Below are 17,441 nucleotides of genomic sequence, written 5' to 3' on the forward strand. Positions count from 1 at the left end.
AGACCCGGACCGCTCAGGCCAGCTCGGCGATGATCGGGTGGATCGCCGCATCGAACGCGACGACGTCCCCGCGCAACGAGTCGGTGACTGCGATCGTCAGCGATCCGATCCACCACACCCCGCGCTGCGCGAGCGGCAGCACCTGCACGTTCAGCTCGAACGAGTGCGCCCGGCGGCCGATCTGCCGCTCGTACTCGGCGATCGCACTGGCGTACGCGCGGTACGCGCTGCCGCTTCCGACGTGGCCGTCGCGTCGGTAGCGCGCGTGCGCCGACTGCGCGAAGGCAAGAGCTTCGGATCCGTGACCCGCCAGCTCCGCGCGCAGCTCGTCGAACCCCTCGATCGGCAGCGCGAGGAGCGTGTCGTACTCGTCGACGAGGTCCAACGGGACGGGGGACGGGTGGGCCTGCGGCTCGACCGTCATCGCCCAGTACTCGCGCCACTGCCGCTCGAGGATCGACTGCGCCGCGTCCTCGCGTTCCACCGGTCGCGGAGGGATGCCGCGCAGATGCGGGAGCTCCTCCGGAGAGCGGATGCCGAGCACCTGGCGCAGGTAAAGGGCGAGGAGCACCGGCTGACCGGCATCTTCGCGGATCAGCCACTCCGGAGCCCCGGCCGCGCCCATGCGCACCAGTGTATTGCCCGCCTCCGTCACGGGGACGGTACGCGGGCGGGAGTCGGACGGTAATGGTCCCGCACCGCCGCTAGGCTGTAGCCCGTGGCCTCACCCTCTCGAGACACCCCCGAAAACCCCTACGCCCGAGCCGGAGTCGATACGGCCGCGGGCGATCTCGCCGTGGAACTGATGAAGTCCGCGGTGCGTCAGACCCACGGGCCCGAGGTGCTCGGCGGCGTCGGCGGCTTCGCCGGCCTCTTCGACGCGACCGCGCTCCGCGGCTACACCAAGCCCCTCCTCGCCACGAGCACCGACGGCGTGGGCACGAAGGTGGCGATCGCCCAGGCGATCGACAAGCACGACACGATCGGGCGCGACCTCGTGGGCATGGTCGTCGACGACATCGTCGTGGTGGGGGCGGCTCCCCTCTTCATGACCGACTACATCGCGTGCGGCAAGGTGTTCCCCGAGCGGATCGCCGACATCGTCCGCGGCATCGCCGAGGGCTGCGCCGAGACCGGCACGGCGCTCGTCGGCGGCGAGACCGCCGAGCACCCGGGCCTCCTGGGCGTGCACGACTACGACGTCGCCGGAGCGGCGACCGGCGTCGTCGAGGCGGACAAGGTCCTCGGTGCCGAGCGCGTGCGCGCCGGCGACGCGGTGCTGGCCATATCCTCCAGCGGCATGCACGCCAACGGCTACTCGCTCGTCCGCCACATCGTCGCGGGAGCCGGCATCCAGTACGGCGACAACGCCGCCGACTTCGGCATGACGTGGGGCGAGGCGCTCCTCGAGCCCACCCGCCTGTACACCTCGCCGCTCCTGCGTCTCATCGACGAGACCGGCGACGCCGTCCACGCCCTCAGCCACGTCACGGGCGGCGGCATCGCCGCGAACCTCGCCCGCGTGCTGCCCCTCGGGACGTGGGTCGACGTCGACCGGTCGACATGGTCGCCCTCCCCGGTCTTCCGCGTGCTCGCCGATCTCGGCGGACTCGACCTCGCCGCGACCGAAGGCACCTGGAACCTCGGCATCGGCTTCCTCGCCGTCGTCGACGCGGAACGGGCGGATGCCGCGATCACGCAGCTGGCGACCTCCGGCCTCGACGCCTGGCAGGTCGGCGTCGTCCGCGACGGCGCCCTCCCCGCCGGCGACTTCGAGCAGGGCGCCAAGGGTGTCGACGGCGGAGCGGTGCGCCTCGTCGGAACGTATTCGGACGGCGCCGCCGGCGCCACCCGCTGACCCCAACCATCGGAGCGAAGCAACACCCATGTGCGGAATTGTCGGGATGGTGGGCCGCGGGTCCGTCAACCAGGAGATCTACGACTCCCTGCTCCTGCTCCAGCATCGCGGCCAGGACTCCACCGGGATCGCCACGGCCGAGCCGAGCGGGGTGTTCCACGTCCATAAGGCGAAGGGCCAGGTGCGCGAGGGCTTCCGCACGCGCGACATGCGCGCGCTCCTCGGCAACCTCGGCCTCGGGCACGTCCGCTACGCCACCAAGGGCACGGCATCCAGCGAAGAAGAGGCGCAGCCCTTCTACGTCAATGCGCCGTACGGCATCGTGCTGGTGCACAACGGCAACCTCACCAACACGCGTGAGCTGACCGAGGAGCTGTTCCGCAAGGACCGGCGGCACCTCAACACCAGTTCCGACACCGAGCTGCTCGTGAACGTCCTCGCGAACGAGCTGCAGACCGTCATCTCCGGCCCCGACCTTGATCCCGAGCAGGTGTTCCAGGCCGTCACGCGCGTCCACGAGCGCGTCGAGGGGTCGTATGCGGCGATCGCACTCATCGCCGGATACGGTCTGCTGGCGTTCCGCGATCCGTTCGGCATCCGTCCGCTGATCCTCGGCACACGGCGGAACGCGGACGGCTCATACGAGTGGGTCGTCACCAGCGAGTCGCTGGTTCTCGAGAACGGCGAGTTCGAGGTCGTACGGGATGTCGAGCCCGGCGAGGCCGTCTTCATCGACCTCGAGGGCAACCTGCACACCCGGCAGTGCGCGACCGATCCGAAGCTGGTGCCGTGCTCGTTCGAGTACGTCTACCTCGCACGTCCCGACTCGATCATGAACGGCATCTCGGTCTACGAGGCGCGCTTGCGGATGGGCGAGCGCCTGGCCGACACGATCGCGAAGTACACCCCTCCCGGAGTCATCGACGTGGTCATGCCCATTCCCGACTCGGCGCGCCCGGCTGCGATGCAGGTGGCCCGGAAACTCGGCATCGAGTACCGCGAGGGCTTCTACAAGAACCGCTACGTCGGCCGGACGTTCATCATGCCCGGGCAGGCCGTGCGCAAGAAGAGCGTGCGGCAGAAGCTGAACGCGATGTCGAGCGAGTTCAAGGGGAAGAACGTCCTCCTTATCGACGACTCCATCGTGCGCGGCACGACGTCGAAGGAGATCATCCAGATGGCGAGGGATGCCGGTGCCGCCACCGTCACGTTCGCCTCGGCGGCGCCGCCCGTGCGCTATCCGCACGTCTACGGCATCAACATGCCGTCACGGCACGAGCTCGTCGCCCACGGCCGGACCATCCCCGAGATCGCCGAGGAGCTCGGCGCGGACTACATGGTCTACCAGGAGGTCGAGGATCTGAAGGCCGCGATCCTCGAGGGCTCGCCCGACGTCGAAGACCTCGACATGAGCTGCTTCGACGGCCGCTACATCACGGGCACCGTCAGCGACGAGTACCTCGCCTGGGTGGAGGGCTCCCAGGAGTCCTGACCTCACGAGCGGGTGATCACCCGCCTGAGCGGCGGCGCCCGGCGAACGCGCTCAGTCCTTCTCGCAGCTGACCGACTTCTGAGGCGTCCATACCCACGGCTTCGAGGACTTGGGTGGGAACGCGAACGGCCCGACGGCGCAGCTCGCGCCCCTCGGAGGTGAGCGAGATGTCAAGGACGCGTTCATCCGCGGGTCGGCGCGAGCGAATGACGAGTCCCTGAGCTTCGAGCCGCTTCACCAGCGGGGACAGCGTGGCCGGTTCCATGGCCAGCTCCATCGCGAGCTCGCCGAGCGATCGCGGCGACTGCTCCCACAGGGCGAGCATCACCAGGTACTGCGGATGCGTGAGGCCGAGCGGTTCGAGGATCGGCCGGTAGATCGCGACGACGTTGCGCGCGGCGGTGACGATGGCGAAGCACAGCTGGTTCTCCAGCCGCAGCAGATCGTCGGCGTCGACATCGGCGGGGGCAGAACTCATGGGGCAAGCCTATGGCGTGCAGATGTTTAGTACACTAACGATATGCGCACGAACAGGAGGCCGGAGGGTGAGCAGCTTCCGCTTCGTGAGCGGGTGAAGGCAGCCGGCGGATGGTATGCCTACGTGAATGCCCGGCTCATCCAGGTCGCCGGCCCGGCATCCGTCGGCCCCTACGAGACGACTCCACCACCATCCGCGGCAGCGCGCGCCGAGCGCGCCTGCCCGCTGTGCGGTCACCCCGTCAGCGCGCACACCTTCGACCGTTCCGGTTCGAAACCCCTGATGTACTGCCCCTGAGGCGTGTCCGAGGCGTGGAGTAGCTTCGTGACAACACAGGGGGTCGCATGCACACCACGAACTACGTCGACACGTTCATCGAAGCCGCCGAGGATTGTCCCGCGGTGTCCGGGGAGGAGCCGCCGCGCACCGCCAGCCCCACCATCGCGGGGCTACACTACGAACTGATCGCTGCGGATCCGTACGCGCGCACATCTGACGAGATCATCTTCGAGACATACGCGCGAAGGGCCGGTATCGAGGAGGCGGACCGGGAGGCCGCGTGGATCGCCTTCTTCTCCAAGGGGCAGCCGTGCTTGCGATCTTCACCGCTCGGCAAACGCTACGGATGGGGCACGCACCACGACGGGAACGGTCGAGTCGCGGTCTATCCGATCGACTCCGATGAGTACAAAAGGCTCGCGGCGGACCCGACTCTCGCGCACACCCGAGCGATGCGTTCGCGCCGCCGCTAGGGAACCACCCGTCGAGCGGACATCGTCACGCGTTCTTCACCGCGTAGCGGTGCATAGTCACACCGCCGGCGTAGCTCGCGTGCTCGAGCAGATCCAGGCGCACGAGCGACGTCACGTCGTCGAAGAGCGGCCGCCCAGAGCCGAGTATGACGGGGTGGGTGAAGATCAGCACCTCGTCGAGGAGTCCTGCCCTGAGGAGCTGGGTGGCGACGCCCGCGCCGCCAACGCCGATTTCCCCGCGCCCGCTCTCGCGCACCTCGCCCAGTCTCTCAATGGCGTTGTCGCCGCCGACCACCGTCGTATTGTGCGGCGCCACGCTGCGCGTGCGCGAAACGAGGATCTTCGGCTTGTCCGTCCAGATGCGCCCGTAGTCCCGGTACACCCGAGGGAACTCAGCGTTGTCGCGTGCCTCGGGCCAGAAGCTCTCCATCGTCTCGAACACCTTGCGGCCCTGCACCATCATCGTGAGCGCGTCGGCTCGCGCGTTGAACACCTCGTGCAGCTCCTCGCCGATGCTCATCCAGTCGCCGCCGCCCTGCTCGTCTGGCGCGTGTTCGATGAACAGATCGAGTGAGACATTCATCCAGTACACGAAGCGTGCGGACATGGGGCCCTCCTCGTCGAAGCGGTGGACACAGTCCACCACTCCCGACGGTCCAGCGCGAGGGGGTACCTTTCGAGAATGGTCGACACGCCTTCCTCGACGTCTTCGCTCCGCACCGCCCCCGCAGGCGGTCGGCGGCCGAGTTCACGGCATACCTCGATTCTGTGCCGGACGGGGTCGTGACCGGCTCATGAGCCAGGTGCGTGTCAGCGGTCACCTGATCGCCGAAAATGCCGAGCAGGCGAGGATCATTCGCGCCCATCTGGCCGTGCACATCGAACTCACGCGCGCCGAAAGAGGCTGCCTCACGTTCGAGGTCGCACCGACCGGCGACGGCCTCGTCTGGACGGTCGACGAACTATTCTCGGATGAAGAGGCTTTCGCTTCGCATCATCGGCGCGCGGTATCGAGTGAGTGGGGCCTCGCCACCGCCGGGATCGAACGCCGCTACGTCATCGGCGCGCAGTCCGAGGATGCTGGCGCGGACTGAGGCTTCACGGCTCCCTGGGCTCAGTCTCCGTTCGCACGCTGTCCCCGTCGGCGCAACTCCCTCTCCACGGCCCACCGCGCATCTTCCAGAGCAGAGTTCTGCAGGTGTGACACGTGAGCCAAGAAGAACATCGGACTCAGATCCTGATGGAACCGCTCGCGCTCGATCCGCAGGATCTCCCGATGACGATCTCTCAGCTCGACATCGGACATCTGCTCCACGCCGGAAACGTCGAACACAGCGTCGTCTGCCGGCTCGGAACCCGTGCTGCTCGTCACTACAGGTCTTCGTGGAACTCGGCGATGAGGCTGTCGACGACAGCCGCCATCGCGGCGCCCGGATCGGAGCCGGCGGTCTCCACGCCCGCCGCGACCGCGCGCTGCCGGGTCGCGGAGGTGCCGGTGTCGGCGATCTGCTGGATGCGGCGCACCTCCTCGACGCAGCCCAATGCCTCGGCATCCTCCCCGACGAGCTCGATGAGCTGCGCCGCGAGTTCCGGGAAGGGGACGATCTCGCCGGCGCCGAAGTCGATCAGCCCCTCGGTCACGCCGTAGCGCTGCGCGCGCCACCGGTTCTCTCCGACGAGGAATCGGTCGTACACGCGCCACCGCTGGTTCTTCTTCCGCAGTCGCCACAGCATCCGCAGCAGGGACTGGTTGACGGCCGCGAGGGCGAGCGTGTCCTCCATCCGCGGCGACACGTCCATGATCCGCGTCTCGAGCGTCGGGTAGCGATGCGAGGGCCGGATGTCCCACCAGATCTTCGTCGGATCCTCGATGACGCCGAGGTCGATCAGTACCGCGACGGATCGCTGGTATTCGACCCAGCTGACGTACTCGGGCGGGAGGCCCGTGCGCGGCAGGTTGTCGAAGACGGACAGCCGGTAGGACGCGAGGCCGGTGTCTTCCCCCTGCCAGAACGGCGAGGATGCCGACAGCGCCAGCAGATGCGGAAGGAAGTAGGCCATCTGATTCATGAGGTCGGCCCGCAGCGCGTCGTCGCCGATGCCGACGTGCACGTGGTTCCCGCAGATGAGCAGACGGCGCGCGACGCCGGCGAGGTCGCGCTCGAGGCCGCGATAGCGCTCCTTGTCGGTGTGGTGCGCGTGCTTCCAGTCGGCGAACGGATGGCAGGCCGCGGCGATCGGCGAGAGCCCGTGTTGCTCCGCGTGAGCCGACACGGTCGAGCGGAGGCGCCGGAGATCGTCGCGGGCCTCGCCGATGGTCGCCGACACCCGCGTGCCGATCTCGACCTGACACTGCTTGTACTCGGGGCTCACCTGGTCGCCGAGCTCGGCCACCAGGCCGTCGAGGAAGCCCTCGGGAGCCTCCGCCAAGGATCGCGTCTCGCGGTCCACGAGGAGGTACTCCTCTTCGATGCCGATGGTGAAGTCAGGATCGTGCACGGCTCTCCCCTCGCCCGAGCCTCCATCGAACAGGTTCGTCCGGGGTGCCGGCAACCACTTGACAGCGGCGACCGCCGTCCGGGCTCCACGCGGGCACGAGAAAAGCCGCCCTCACCGGTGGTGACGGCGGCTTCTCGCGAAGATCAGGCTTTCTCGAGCTCGTCTTCGTCTTCGTCTTCGTACTGATCGGCCCATTTGTCGACGTACGCGTCGTCGTCGGACGGGTGACCGAGTTCACGCTCCAGCGCAGCGTAGTTCACGCTGTAGGTGTCGTACTTCAGTTCACGGGCGATCTTTGTGTGCTTCGCCTTCTGACGGCCACGCCCCATGCGAGACCCCCTCACGATCTGAGTCGCGGGCGCGGGCTGAAGAGCCGCTGACCCGGGTATTCACGAATCCGGATTGGACCGGTAAGAGTAGCGTTCAGGATATCACGGAGCCCCGGGGTCGCCCGCGGCTGCGCACACCATACCGGAATGGGGCGATGACGCATGAGTGACGAGGCATCCGTCGATCGGGGCGAGGCCCTGGACGTCGAGGCCCTGCGGGGTGCCGTGGTCGTGGGGGTCATCCCCGACCAGCCGTCGCGCGTTCTCAAGGAAGCGGCGAGATATGCGCGTCTGCACGGGGCGCCGCTCGCGGTCGTGCACGTCGACGTGACCCGCTTCGTGACCTACGAGGACCCCGACGGCTACGTCCACTCCGCTCCGATCGACCTGAGCATCACCGGCGACGGCGACGACCTGATGCGCATCGAGGCTGCGGCAGCCGACGTGCTCGCCGGGTCCGGCATCCGATGGTCGGCCCACGAACTCGTCGGCGATCCTGCGATGGCCATCCGGCAGTTCGCCGACCGGATCCAGGCGCGGATGCTGGTCGTCGGCACCCGCCGGCGGGGGCTCGGCGAGTCGATCCGCGAGTTCTTCACCGGATCGGTCGCCGCGCGCCTCGCGCATCGTCAGCAACGACCGATCCTCGTCGTCCCGCTCGGCGAACCGCTGCGGGACGACGAGGACCTCTGGCCTGCCTGACGCTCAGCCCCGCAGCGTCCGCGTGATGTCGCGCGCGATGCGGTCGAGCTCGGACGCGAGGTCGTCGACGATGTCGGTCGCCAGCTCGCCGCCGCGCGCCACATGCGCCCGGAGGTCGCTGCGGACCCGAGCGCGGAACTCGTTCACCGCGGCATCCGCCCGGCTCACCTGTTCGCGACTGCGCGAGCGCGGGTCGTCGTCCGGTGGGCTCGGCGCCTCGTGCGTCTGCTGGTCACGGCCGGCGGCAGCGAGGTCGGCGCGCAGGCTCCGCATCGCCTCGCGGACGCTCCCGCGCACCTCGTCGGCGATCAGACGGACCGAGTCGGCGAGGCCCGCCTCGATGCCCTCGAGCTCGTGGGCGCGGGAGGCCACCTCGGCGCGGCCGGCATCCGTGATCGCGTAGACCGTCTTCCGGCCGTCCACGCTCTTGGTCACGAGTCCCTCCTCCTCGAGCTTGGCCAGCCGCGGATAGATCGTGCCCGCGCTCGGGGTGTACGTGCCGCCGGTGCGGTCGGCGAGGGCCTGCATGATGTCGTAGCCGTGCCGGGGCCCTTCGTCGAGGAGGTTCAGCAGGTAGAGCCGCAGATCGCCGTGCGAGAACACGGGGCTCACGGCTGAGCTCCGTCGTCGACTCCGCCATCGGTGACATCGTGCGGGATGTCGGTCGTGACGTGCTCCGTGACGGGCGGACGGCGCAGCACTGTGATCGCGCCGGCGACGGAGTTCGCCCGGACGTCGGCGAATGAGCCGCTGAGCTCACCCACCGAGCCGGCGTAGCTGGTGGTCGGGAGCGAGCCTTGGCCGGAGTGGACGATGCCGTCGATCTGCACGCGTCCGCTGACACTGCGCACCACGTAGTTGGCGGGGTAGCCCTCGTCCATGCGGACGGTCGACTCGCCGCCGACGGTGTTCAGGTTCACGCGCTGGACCGGGCCGCTCGTGTCGACGAGCATCGCACCCGACACGGTGTCGATGGTCGCGGAGCGCAGGGTGCCGGTCGCGGCCACGTCGCCCGACACGCTGTTGGCGGTGAGGGCGCCGACGAGCTCGCGCACCTGCACGTCGCCGGAGACGGCGTTTACGGACAAGTCGCCGGTCAGGCCGTCGACGATGATGTCGCCGGACACGGTGTTCAGTCGGGCGTCCTCGCGCAGGCCGGCGACCAGCGCGCTGGCCGAGACCACGCCGAGGGTGAGCGCGATGGAGCGGGGGACGGCCACGCTGATCTCGGCCTTCGGTCCACCGGCGCCGAAGTTGCGGAACACCTCGAGGAAGTTGTCCCACCGCAGCTGGGGGTGGTCGATCTCGACGGCGTCGCCGGTCGCTTCGATGCGCAGGTCCTTGACGGTGACGTTGTGCACCTCGATGCGCATGCCGGGCTCGTCGTGTCCGATCACATCGATCTGCCCGCCGACGAGGCCGACTTTCAGGGTGCGGACGTCGTCGATGTCGATCACGCGCGTCTCGCCCGGGTGGATGAGCCACTTCTCCAGGGTCATGTTCTCTCCCATGTGTCGCGCCGCGGTCCGGTCGGAGCGGCATCCTTCGCGATATATCGCGTGTGAGAAGTAGAACACGATATATCGCGTTGGTCAAGACTGTGGCTGCGCGAACGACGAAGGCCGCCCCCCGAGGGGGACGGCCTTCACCGGTTTCGAGACCGAGGTCAGGTGCGGGCGCCGCCGCGGATGACTCGGAACAGGAAGACGATCAGCGCGATGATGCCCACGATGAGGGCGACCCACAGCAGCCACTGAAGGGCGCTGTTCAGCCCGCCGACAATGGCAAGGACGATCGCGACCACGATGATGACGATGAGTGCGAGGTTCATGGAAGTTCTCCTTCTCCGGCGGAGGCACGCGGGTTGCGTACCGGCGTGCCTCGTGGGCACTGAGAAGACTCTGTCATCGCCGTGAGTGCCCCGGGAGGGGCTTGACGACGCGTCCACGGCGGTGATATCGCGCGATAATGCGCCAGAAGTGGCCACGAACGCGTTGTCAAGGCCCTCCCCGGCGTCGTCGACGGTTCTACCGTGTGGAGCATCAGGGCGCCCCCAGGTGTCCCGGGAAGGAACGCACCGATGCCGGAGAACCGCGGATCGAACAGCCTCAAGGACCCGGAGCTCTACGAGGAGCTGCGCAAGGACGGCGCCTCGAAGGAGAAGGCCGCACGCATCTCGAACGCCGCTGCCCGCGACGGGCGCGACACGGTCGGCGAGCGCGGCGGCGCCGCCGGTTCCTATGAGGACTGGACGGTGAAGGACCTGCGTGCCCGCGCGAAGAAGTTCGGCCTCACCGGCTACTCCGAGAAGAAGAAGGCGGAGCTCATCGACATGCTCCGCGAGCACTGAGCGGTACACGGATGCCGAAGCTCGTCCGGGTGCGTCCGTTCGACGATCCCGGGTACCGCCGGATGAAGGCCGGTGAGGGGTTCCGGTTCGTCGATGTCGCGGGGAAAGCCGTCCCCGCACGGGACCGCGCCCGGATCCAGACGCTGGTGATCCCGCCGGCCTGGCAGGAGGTCTGGATCTGCTGCGAGGCGCGCGGTCACATCCAGGTGGTCGGCACGGACGAGGCCGGGCGGCGCCAGTACATCTACCACCCGGACTGGACCACGGGCCGTGACCGCGGCAAGTACACCCGTGCTCTGGCGCTCGCCGAGGCGTTGCCGCGCGCGCGGGCGCGGGTCACCGCGTCGCTGCGCCGCGAGGCGCTCGACCGGGAGCGCGTGCTCGCGGCATCCTTCCGACTGCTGGATCAGGGGGCCCTCCGCATCGGGTCCACGCGCTACTTCACCAAGCACGGCAGCCGCGGGCTCACGACGCTGCAGCGACGGGACGCTGCTGTCGAGGCGACGCTCGTCGCGTTGCGCTTCCCGGGCAAGAGCGGTCAGCGCCAGAACATCGAGATCGACGACCCCGACCTCGCGCTCGCGATCGCCCTCATGGCCGCGGGTCGGCCGTCGTCTCGGCTGCTCGCCTGGGAGCGCGGCCGGCGCCGGGTGCCCGTGACGCCGACCGAGGTCAACGCGTACGTCCGCACCCTCACGGGCGGATCGTTCACGGCGAAGGACTTCCGGACGCTCCGCGGCACCATCCTCGCCGCCGACGCTCTGGCCCGCATCGGCGAGGTCTCCACGAGCCGGGAGCGCAAGCGCGCGGAGGTGCTCGCCGTGAAAGCCACCGCGACCGCCCTCGGGAACACGCCCGCGGTGGCGCGGAGCTCCTACATCGACCCGCGAGTGTGGTCGCGGTACAAGGACGGACACCTGCTGGATCTCTCCGTCTCGCCGGAGTCGGCGATCCGGGCGCTGCTGCGTCCGGGGCGGTGAGCGCGCGGGGCTAACGTGGGCCCGTGAGATCCGTCGTCCACGTGCGCACCCTCGGTCTGGTGATCGCCGGAGGCGCGATCGGCGTGCTGGCGCGCGAGCTGCTCCTCCTGCCGGTAGAGGCGCGCGCCCTGCCATGGGCGACCCTCGCGGTCAACATCGTCGGTTCGCTCCTCCTCGGCGTGGTCGTCGGCTGGCTCGACGACCGGCATCCGCAGGCGCGCGCGTTCCTCGGCACCGGAGTGATGGGCGGATTCACGACCTACAGTGCGTTCGCCGTCGCCTCCGCGGGCTTCCTCGGTGCCGGAACGGGCGGTGCCTCCTTCGGCGCCGCGACTCTGCTGATCGCGGCATCCGTCCTCGGGGGACTCCTCGCCGCCTTCGTGGGCCTCGTCATCGGGCGTCGCATCGCCGACGTCCCCGGCGAGCTCGAGGATCCGGAGGACGCGCGATGAACCTGGGTCTCGTCCTTCTCGCCGCGCTCGCCGGGGGTCTGGGCGCGGGGGCGCGCTACGCGCTGGACCGGCTGATCACGACGCGCCTGCGCACCGTCTTCCCCGTCGGCATCCTGGTCATCAACGTGTCGGGGTCCTTCCTCCTCGGGCTCCTGACGGGTCTCGGCACCGCGATCGTCCCGTCGCATCTGCTTCTGGTGCTCGGTATCGGCCTCCTCGGGGGGTACACGACGTTCAGCACGGTGGCGGTCGAGACGGTGCTCGCGGTCGAGCGCCGGGAGTTCGCCGTCGCCGCCGGGAACATGCTCGGAACGCTGCTGCTCTCGGTCGCGCTCGCCCTCGGCGGAATCGCCCTCGGGGCCGGAATCGCCGTGGGATACTGAACCCTCGATACACCCGCGTATCGAAGCCCCGCACCTCCCGCACACGTACCCGAAGGCTCCCGTGTCGAACCTCGCCGTCCTCAGCCTGAAGAACCGGGCGCTCATCGCTCTGGTCACGATCGTGGTCGCCATCTTCGGCGGCATCGCGCTGAACTCCCTGAAGCAGGAGCTCATCCCCTCGATCGAGTTCCCGACGCTCATCGTCGTGTCGACCTACCCGGGCGCGTCGCCGGAGGTCGTGAGCAACGACGTCTCGACGCCGATCGAATCGGCGATCCAGGCGGTCCCGGGCCTGGAGTCGAGCACGGCGACCAGTACGACCAACGCCTCGATCGTCCAGGCGTCATTCACCTACGGCACCGACCTCGGAACCGCCGAGCAGAAGATCACCCAGGCCATCAACCGCATCCCGGGAGGCCTCCCGGACGGCGTCGAGCCGAACGTGATCTCGGCGAGCATCGACGACTTCCCGGTCATCCAGCTGGCGGTGACCGGATACGACGACGAGGAGACGATCCAGTCCACGCTCGACGCGACCGTCATCCCCGAGCTCGAGGACATCGACGGGGTCAACGCGGCACAGGTCGTCGGCGGCGTCGGGCAGCGGATCACCATCACGCCGGATGCCGAGGCCCTCGCCGAGGCCGGCTTCACGCAGCAGGCCATCACGGACGCGCTCGAGCAGAACGGCGTCCTGTTCCCGGGCGGTGAGATCACCGAGGACTCCCAGACCCTGACGGTGCAGACCGGGACGAAGATCACCTCGGTCGACGAGGTCGCGGAGCTGCCTCTGGTCCCGGGCGACGAGGCGCAGTTCGCCGCCGGACCGCAGACGATCGCGGACGTCGCCGACGTCGTGCAGGAGCGCGACCCCGTCACCACGATCTCGCGGGTCAACGGCGAGGCGGCCCTCACCATCGCCGTCACGAAGCTTCCCGCGGCCAACACCGTCGAGGTCTCGCAGGCGATCGTCGCGGCGCTCCCGGGGCTCGAGGAGCAGCTCGACGGTGTGAGTCTCTCCGTGATCTTCGATCAGGCGCCCTACATCGAGAAGTCGATCGAGACCCTCGCCGTCGAGGGAGGCTTCGGGCTCCTCTTCGCCGTGCTGGTCATCCTCGTCTTCCTGCTGTCGGTGCGCGCGACCCTGGTGACGGCCATCTCGATCCCCACGAGCCTGCTCGTCACCTTCATCGGCCTGCAGGCGTTCGGGTACTCGCTGAACATCCTCACCCTGGGCGCGATCACGATCTCGATCGGTCGCGTCGTGGACGACTCGATCGTGGTCATCGAGAACATCCGCCGCCACTACGTCGGCAACGCCCCGAAGCTCCCGAGCATCATCCGCGCGGTGCGCGAGGTCGCCTCGGCGATCACCTCGTCGACGATCACCACGGTGGCGGTGTTCCTCCCCATCGCCTTCGTCGGCGACGTCACGGGCGAGCTGTTCCGCCCCTTCGCCCTGACGGCGACGCTCGCGCTGCTGGCCTCCCTCGTCGTGGCGCTGACGATCGTGCCCGTGCTGGCGTACTGGTTCCTCAAGCCCGGCAAGCCGCTGCTCGACGCGCAGGGCCGCGAGATCGACCCGGAGAACCCGGCCGCGCCGATGGACCGCCTGCAGAAGGGCTACGCGCCGATCCTGCGCTGGACGCTCCGGCACTCGTTCGCCACCCTCGGCATCGCGATCCTCGTCCTCGCCGGGACGGTCGCCCTCGCCCCGCTGATGAAGACCAACTTCCTCGGCGATTCGGGGCAGAACACGTTCACCATGACCCAGTCGATCGGCGAGGCGCCGAGCCTGGAGGCCGAGGCGGCGGCGGCCGAGCCCGTCGAGGCGGCCATCGTCGGCATCGACGGCATCGAGACCGTGCAGGTGTCCATCGGCTCCAGCGGCAACGCGCTCCGCGACGCCTTCACCGGCGGCGGCAGCGGCATCACGTACTCGATCACCACCGAGACGGGCGTCGACCAGGTCGCTCTCCGCGAGGAGGTCCAGCGCGCGATCGACGGTCTCAACGACGTCGGCGACGTGACGATCGCGGGCGGCAACGGTGGCTTCGGCTCGACCGACATCGAGATCGACGTCACCGCTCCCGACGCGGCCACTCTGCAGGAGGCGACCGACGCGGTCGTGGCGAGCCTCGACGGGCTCGACGACGTCAGCCAGGTCTCGAGCAACCTCTCGGCATCCCTGCCGTTCATCTCGGTCGTGGTCGACCGCGAGCGGGCCGCGGAGCTCGGGCTCTCGGAGGTCGCCGTCGGTGCCCTCGTGTCGAACACGATGCAGCCGCAGAACATCGGCAGTGTGGAAGTGGACGAGACCGGGCTCACGGTCTACCTCGCCGTGGTCGACCCGCCCACCACGATCGACGAGCTCCGCGACCTCGAGGTCATCACCGCGCAGGGGCCGCTGCCGCTGTCGGACGTCGCCACGGTGGAGGAGAGCCAGGGGCCGACCTCCATCACCACCGAACGCGGCACGCGCACCTCGACCGTCACCGTGACCCCGGCGACCGACAACCTCGCGCAGGCGACGCAGTCGGTGACCGAGGCGCTGGAGGGTGCCGATCTGCCGTCCGCCGCGGACGCGACGCTCGGGGGCGTGGTCTCCGACCAGAACGACGCGTTCACCCAGCTCGGGTTGGCCCTGCTCGCGGCGATCCTGATCGTCTACGTCGTGATGGTCGCGACCTTCAAGTCGCTCCGCCAGCCGCTCCTGCTGCTCATCTCGGTGCCGTTCGCCGCGACCGGGGCGATAATCCTGCAGGTCATCACCGGCATCCCGCTCGGCGTCGCCTCGCTCATCGGCGTCCTCATGCTGATCGGCATCGTCGTGACGAACGCGATCGTCCTCATCGACCTCGTCAACCAGTACCGGGAGAAGGGTCTCTCGGCGTACGAGGCGACCACGGCCGGCGCGGTCCGTCGACTGCGGCCGATCCTCATGACCGCGCTCGCGACGATCCTCGCTCTCACACCGCTCGGACTCGGGATCACCGGCAGCGGCGGGTTCATCTCGCAGCCGCTCGCGATCGTCGTGATCGGCGGCCTCATCTCCTCGACGCTGCTGACGCTGCTCGTCCTGCCGTCGCTCTACAACCTCGTCGAGGGCGCCAAGGAGCGTCGCCTGGCCCGTCGTGGGGGCGGTGCGGATTCCTCCGCACAGACCGAGGGCGATCAGGAGGCGCCGGTCGTTCCGATGAGCCGCCGCGAGCTGCGAGCGCGCGAACGGGCAGCCGCCGACACCACGGGTATCCCGGTGGTGGCCGGTACTGCGACGGCGCTCGCCGCGGTTGCCGTGCCCGTCATCGAGGAGGCGCCCGACGTCGAGGTGCCGTCGACGGAGGCCGAGCCTCCGGCGGGTGCCGCGGAGGCCGCCGCGGAGGATGCCGAGAGCGGCGGGGCGCTCGAGTCCGAGGGGGACGGTGAGCCCGGCTCGCTGTCCGACCGTGCGGCGATCGACCCGGTGATCGAGGAGTCTCCCGATCTCGAGACGTCGGTGACGGATGCCGAGCCCCCCGCGGGTGCGGCGGAGGCCGCTGCGGAGGACGCGCTCACCGGAGGTGCGCACACCCCGGACGGTCCGGAGTCCGGTGCCGACGAGCACGGGGCGTCGGACGCTGGTGCCGGAGCTGCGGATGACTCCGGGGAGAACCCGGAGTCCGACGAGGAGAACCCGGAGCCGGGCGAGAACCCGGAGTCCGACGAGAACCCGGACGGGCAGCGGCAGGACTGACCGGCGGGAGTCTCGCGGCGAGACCGTGACGGCGTCGCGTCAGATTCGGCGCGACGCCGTGGGTCTGTGGCTGTGTTCGCGACCGGCGGTCGTCATCCCCGCCGCACGAGCGCGGGTGCGCCGAGGCGCGCCACTCGTGGTTGCCCGGGCCTGAATCGGAGGGCGGGTCGACCGTGCGGCGGTGACCCTGCGGGGCATGCTCGGGGCGTACGCGCGGTTCCGCGGGCGACGCACGCGGTGACGGACCGGGCGGTGACGTGCCGGTCGCGACGGCTCGTCGGACGCATCCGCAGCGACAGCAGGCGACGTTGCGTGGGGGACGGCGCTCTCGCTCGCCCGCGGCATCCATCCGCGGACGACGCGGTTCAGCGCAGGGAGCCACACGCCGACGATGCCGAAGGCCATCGCCTCGTACGCGGCGAGGGTGATGACCTGCAGGATCAGCAGGACCATTCCCGTCGCGATGATCAGCACGCCGATCACCGTGCCGAGGCGGAAGCGGAGGCTCACCTTCCGCAGACCGAGCGCGAAGGCGAACATCGCGAGGAACGAGAGCGCGAGGCCCGCGGCGGCGCGGTCGTGCATGTCCATGCTGACGGGGATGGGGATGAGCCCGACGACCGTCATGTGGAGTCCGGCCGACGCGATCGCCCAGCGAAGACCGCGGGACGCGCGGATCGTCATGACGTGGGAGAGGTCGGCGGCGAGGAAGACCGCGTAGAGCACCAGAAGGGCTCCGGCGATGATGACCGCCCCGTTGAACGAGTAGCTGGAGAAGTCGCCGAACGTGCCGAGCTGGGAGAAGTGCAGATGCCACCACAGGTGGTCGCGGGTGGTGAGGATCGCCAGCGCGACACCGGCGACGAGGACGGCGATGGCGAGCGTGGAGATGCGCTGCGACAGGTTGACGGGCGCGACGGGAACGGCGGTGGCGTGTGCCGAGGACGCGACGGGTCGACGGCGGACGCGCGCGGGCACACTCGCAGGAAGGTGTGTCGCGGGCGGAACTTCGGTTCGGGTCGTGTTCACTTTGCTCACCGTGCGTCAACGGTCGGGGGGATCGAGGAGTGCCGCGTCCCCCTATCGGTACGCCCGCAAAGCGCGATTCCGGCGGCAACCCAGCTCGCCTCCGTCATCCGGCACTCTTCAAGTGGTATAGAGTACCGCGCCGCCGAGGCATTCTCCCAAACGGAGCGCCTCCGCCGTGACGGCGCACCACCGCATTCGGCAGGGATCCGTGCGTCCGCGGGCATGGGTTCATTCTGGCGCGCGTATGTGTCATCGAGGTTGCGGGTTGCGAGATTCTTCTGGACTGTGCTCCCGAACGGGTGTCTGCGCTGCGCGGGCGCGCCTTCTCCTCCGTGGATGCACCTCCCAGGCGGGTCGACTAGGCTCGATCGGTCGGCTCTGGACAAGCGCGCTTCGCGCTCCGA

At 69.3% G+C, this 17,441-nt stretch carries 19 protein-coding genes; 10 read left to right on the forward strand and 9 right to left on the reverse strand.

Annotated elements, in window-relative coordinates:
- Nucleotides 1-13: 13 nt before the first annotated feature.
- On the reverse strand, nucleotides 14-625 hold the full coding sequence (locus tag ABXJ56_RS07470) for a zinc-binding alcohol dehydrogenase (RefSeq protein WP_353999985.1): 612 nt from the start codon (nucleotides 623-625) through the stop codon (nucleotides 14-16).
- 93 nt (nucleotides 626-718) lie between these two features.
- Here ABXJ56_RS07470 and purM point away from each other — a divergent pair, with 93 nt between their 5' ends.
- Both purM and purF read left to right on the forward strand, forming a co-directional pair.
- The gene (gene purM, locus ABXJ56_RS07475; protein ID WP_353999064.1) at nucleotides 719-1,858 is read left to right on the forward strand and encodes a phosphoribosylformylglycinamidine cyclo-ligase; all 1,140 of its coding nucleotides are present in this window, start codon (nucleotides 719-721) and stop codon (nucleotides 1,856-1,858) included.
- A gap of 28 nt (nucleotides 1,859-1,886) precedes the next feature.
- Nucleotides 1,887-3,350: an amidophosphoribosyltransferase gene (gene purF / locus ABXJ56_RS07480; protein ID WP_310890640.1), complete on the forward strand. Its 1,464-nt coding sequence runs from the start codon at nucleotides 1,887-1,889 to the stop codon at nucleotides 3,348-3,350.
- A gap of 16 nt (nucleotides 3,351-3,366) precedes the next feature.
- Here purF and ABXJ56_RS07485 read toward each other — a convergent pair whose 3' ends face one another.
- The gene (locus tag ABXJ56_RS07485) at nucleotides 3,367-3,828 is read right to left on the reverse strand and encodes a MarR family winged helix-turn-helix transcriptional regulator (RefSeq protein WP_353999065.1); all 462 of its coding nucleotides are present in this window, start codon (nucleotides 3,826-3,828) and stop codon (nucleotides 3,367-3,369) included.
- A 344-nt stretch (nucleotides 3,829-4,172) separates the two neighbouring features.
- On the opposite strand from ABXJ56_RS07485, the gene ABXJ56_RS07490 reads away from it, so the two are divergent.
- The gene (locus ABXJ56_RS07490; RefSeq protein ID WP_353999066.1) at nucleotides 4,173-4,580 is read left to right on the forward strand and encodes a DUF6157 family protein; all 408 of its coding nucleotides are present in this window, start codon (nucleotides 4,173-4,175) and stop codon (nucleotides 4,578-4,580) included.
- A gap of 25 nt (nucleotides 4,581-4,605) precedes the next feature.
- On the opposite strand, the gene ABXJ56_RS07495 is transcribed toward ABXJ56_RS07490, so the two are convergent.
- The gene (locus ABXJ56_RS07495; protein WP_353999067.1) at nucleotides 4,606-5,187 is read right to left on the reverse strand and encodes a dihydrofolate reductase family protein; all 582 of its coding nucleotides are present in this window, start codon (nucleotides 5,185-5,187) and stop codon (nucleotides 4,606-4,608) included.
- A 187-nt stretch (nucleotides 5,188-5,374) separates the two neighbouring features.
- Between ABXJ56_RS07495 and ABXJ56_RS07500 the strand changes: the two genes are divergently transcribed.
- The gene (locus tag ABXJ56_RS07500; RefSeq protein WP_353999068.1) at nucleotides 5,375-5,674 is read left to right on the forward strand and encodes a putative quinol monooxygenase; all 300 of its coding nucleotides are present in this window, start codon (nucleotides 5,375-5,377) and stop codon (nucleotides 5,672-5,674) included.
- A 277-nt stretch (nucleotides 5,675-5,951) separates the two neighbouring features.
- Here the strand turns inward: ABXJ56_RS07500 and ABXJ56_RS07505 are convergent, their stop codons facing one another.
- On the reverse strand, nucleotides 5,952-7,079 hold the full coding sequence (locus ABXJ56_RS07505) for a carboxylate-amine ligase (protein WP_353999069.1): 1,128 nt from the start codon (nucleotides 7,077-7,079) through the stop codon (nucleotides 5,952-5,954).
- A 143-nt stretch (nucleotides 7,080-7,222) separates the two neighbouring features.
- Nucleotides 7,223-7,408, reverse strand: a complete 186-nt coding sequence (locus tag ABXJ56_RS07510; protein ID WP_053546579.1) for a DUF3073 family protein — start codon at nucleotides 7,406-7,408, stop codon at nucleotides 7,223-7,225.
- Nucleotides 7,409-7,570: 162 nt separating this feature from the next.
- On the opposite strand from ABXJ56_RS07510, the gene ABXJ56_RS07515 reads away from it, so the two are divergent.
- Nucleotides 7,571-8,110, forward strand: coding sequence for a universal stress protein (locus ABXJ56_RS07515; protein WP_353999070.1), 540 nt, complete (start codon nucleotides 7,571-7,573; stop codon nucleotides 8,108-8,110).
- 3 nt (nucleotides 8,111-8,113) lie between these two features.
- Here the strand turns inward: ABXJ56_RS07515 and ABXJ56_RS07520 are convergent, their stop codons facing one another.
- From ABXJ56_RS07520 to ABXJ56_RS07530, 3 genes are all read right to left on the reverse strand, one after another.
- Nucleotides 8,114-8,722, reverse strand: a complete 609-nt coding sequence (locus ABXJ56_RS07520) for a PadR family transcriptional regulator (protein WP_353999071.1) — start codon at nucleotides 8,720-8,722, stop codon at nucleotides 8,114-8,116.
- Entirely contained in the window at nucleotides 8,719-9,609 is an 891-nt protein-coding gene (locus ABXJ56_RS07525; protein ID WP_353999072.1) for a DUF4097 family beta strand repeat-containing protein, read from the reverse strand. The genes ABXJ56_RS07520 and ABXJ56_RS07525 overlap by 4 nt, the downstream gene beginning before the upstream one ends.
- A 167-nt stretch (nucleotides 9,610-9,776) precedes the next feature.
- Nucleotides 9,777-9,941, reverse strand: a complete 165-nt coding sequence (locus tag ABXJ56_RS07530; RefSeq protein WP_353999073.1) for a hypothetical protein — start codon at nucleotides 9,939-9,941, stop codon at nucleotides 9,777-9,779.
- 249 nt (nucleotides 9,942-10,190) lie between these two features.
- Here ABXJ56_RS07530 and ABXJ56_RS07535 point away from each other — a divergent pair, with 249 nt between their 5' ends.
- From ABXJ56_RS07535 to ABXJ56_RS07555, 5 genes are all read left to right on the forward strand, one after another.
- Complete coding sequence (locus ABXJ56_RS07535) at nucleotides 10,191-10,460, forward strand: SAP domain-containing protein (protein WP_353999074.1); 270 nt, start codon at nucleotides 10,191-10,193, stop codon at nucleotides 10,458-10,460.
- Nucleotides 10,461-10,471: 11 nt separating this feature from the next.
- Nucleotides 10,472-11,440 carry a DNA topoisomerase IB gene (locus tag ABXJ56_RS07540; protein ID WP_353999075.1) on the forward strand — a complete coding sequence of 323 codons (969 nt, stop codon included), beginning with the start codon at nucleotides 10,472-10,474 and terminating at the stop codon, nucleotides 11,438-11,440.
- A 23-nt stretch (nucleotides 11,441-11,463) separates the two neighbouring features.
- Nucleotides 11,464-11,892, forward strand: a complete 429-nt coding sequence (locus ABXJ56_RS07545) for a fluoride efflux transporter FluC (protein ID WP_353999076.1) — start codon at nucleotides 11,464-11,466, stop codon at nucleotides 11,890-11,892.
- Nucleotides 11,889-12,275, forward strand: a complete 387-nt coding sequence (locus ABXJ56_RS07550) for a fluoride efflux transporter FluC (RefSeq protein ID WP_353999077.1) — start codon at nucleotides 11,889-11,891, stop codon at nucleotides 12,273-12,275. The genes ABXJ56_RS07545 and ABXJ56_RS07550 overlap by 4 nt, the downstream gene beginning before the upstream one ends.
- Before the next feature lie 61 nt (nucleotides 12,276-12,336).
- Nucleotides 12,337-16,008, forward strand: coding sequence for an efflux RND transporter permease subunit (locus ABXJ56_RS07555; protein ID WP_353999078.1), 3,672 nt, complete (start codon nucleotides 12,337-12,339; stop codon nucleotides 16,006-16,008).
- 39 nt (nucleotides 16,009-16,047) lie between these two features.
- Here ABXJ56_RS07555 and ABXJ56_RS07560 read toward each other — a convergent pair whose 3' ends face one another.
- A complete protein-coding gene (locus ABXJ56_RS07560) occupies nucleotides 16,048-16,986 on the reverse strand; it encodes a DUF998 domain-containing protein (protein ID WP_353999079.1) in 939 nt (312 codons plus the stop codon).
- Nucleotides 16,987-17,441: the final 455 nt, after the last annotated feature.

Origin of the sequence: Microbacterium aurantiacum, assembly GCF_040532595.1 — a bacterium.
GTDB classification, from domain to species: domain Bacteria; phylum Actinomycetota; class Actinomycetes; order Actinomycetales; family Microbacteriaceae; genus Microbacterium; species Microbacterium chocolatum_B.

Bases quoted from the DNA above. Each gene is read 5' to 3' on its own strand.
- ABXJ56_RS07470 (WP_353999985.1), bottom strand. From the start codon at position 625: ATGGGCGCGGCCGGGGCTCCGGAGTGGCTGATCCGCGAAGATGCCGGT.
- purF (WP_310890640.1), top strand. From the start codon at position 1,887: ATGTGCGGAATTGTCGGGATGGTGGGCCGCGGGTCCGTCAACCAGGAG.
- ABXJ56_RS07485 (WP_353999065.1), bottom strand. From the start codon at position 3,828: ATGAGTTCTGCCCCCGCCGATGTCGACGCCGACGATCTGCTGCGGCTG.
- ABXJ56_RS07490 (WP_353999066.1), top strand. From the start codon at position 4,173: ATGCACACCACGAACTACGTCGACACGTTCATCGAAGCCGCCGAGGAT.
- ABXJ56_RS07495 (WP_353999067.1), bottom strand. From the start codon at position 5,187: ATGTCCGCACGCTTCGTGTACTGGATGAATGTCTCACTCGATCTGTTC.
- ABXJ56_RS07500 (WP_353999068.1), top strand. From the start codon at position 5,375: ATGAGCCAGGTGCGTGTCAGCGGTCACCTGATCGCCGAAAATGCCGAG.
- ABXJ56_RS07510 (WP_053546579.1), bottom strand. From the start codon at position 7,408: ATGGGGCGTGGCCGTCAGAAGGCGAAGCACACAAAGATCGCCCGTGAA.
- ABXJ56_RS07515 (WP_353999070.1), top strand. From the start codon at position 7,571: ATGAGTGACGAGGCATCCGTCGATCGGGGCGAGGCCCTGGACGTCGAG.
- ABXJ56_RS07525 (WP_353999072.1), bottom strand. From the start codon at position 9,609: ATGACCCTGGAGAAGTGGCTCATCCACCCGGGCGAGACGCGCGTGATC.
- ABXJ56_RS07530 (WP_353999073.1), bottom strand. From the start codon at position 9,941: ATGAACCTCGCACTCATCGTCATCATCGTGGTCGCGATCGTCCTTGCC.
- ABXJ56_RS07535 (WP_353999074.1), top strand. From the start codon at position 10,191: ATGCCGGAGAACCGCGGATCGAACAGCCTCAAGGACCCGGAGCTCTAC.
- ABXJ56_RS07540 (WP_353999075.1), top strand. From the start codon at position 10,472: ATGCCGAAGCTCGTCCGGGTGCGTCCGTTCGACGATCCCGGGTACCGC.
- ABXJ56_RS07550 (WP_353999077.1), top strand. From the start codon at position 11,889: ATGAACCTGGGTCTCGTCCTTCTCGCCGCGCTCGCCGGGGGTCTGGGC.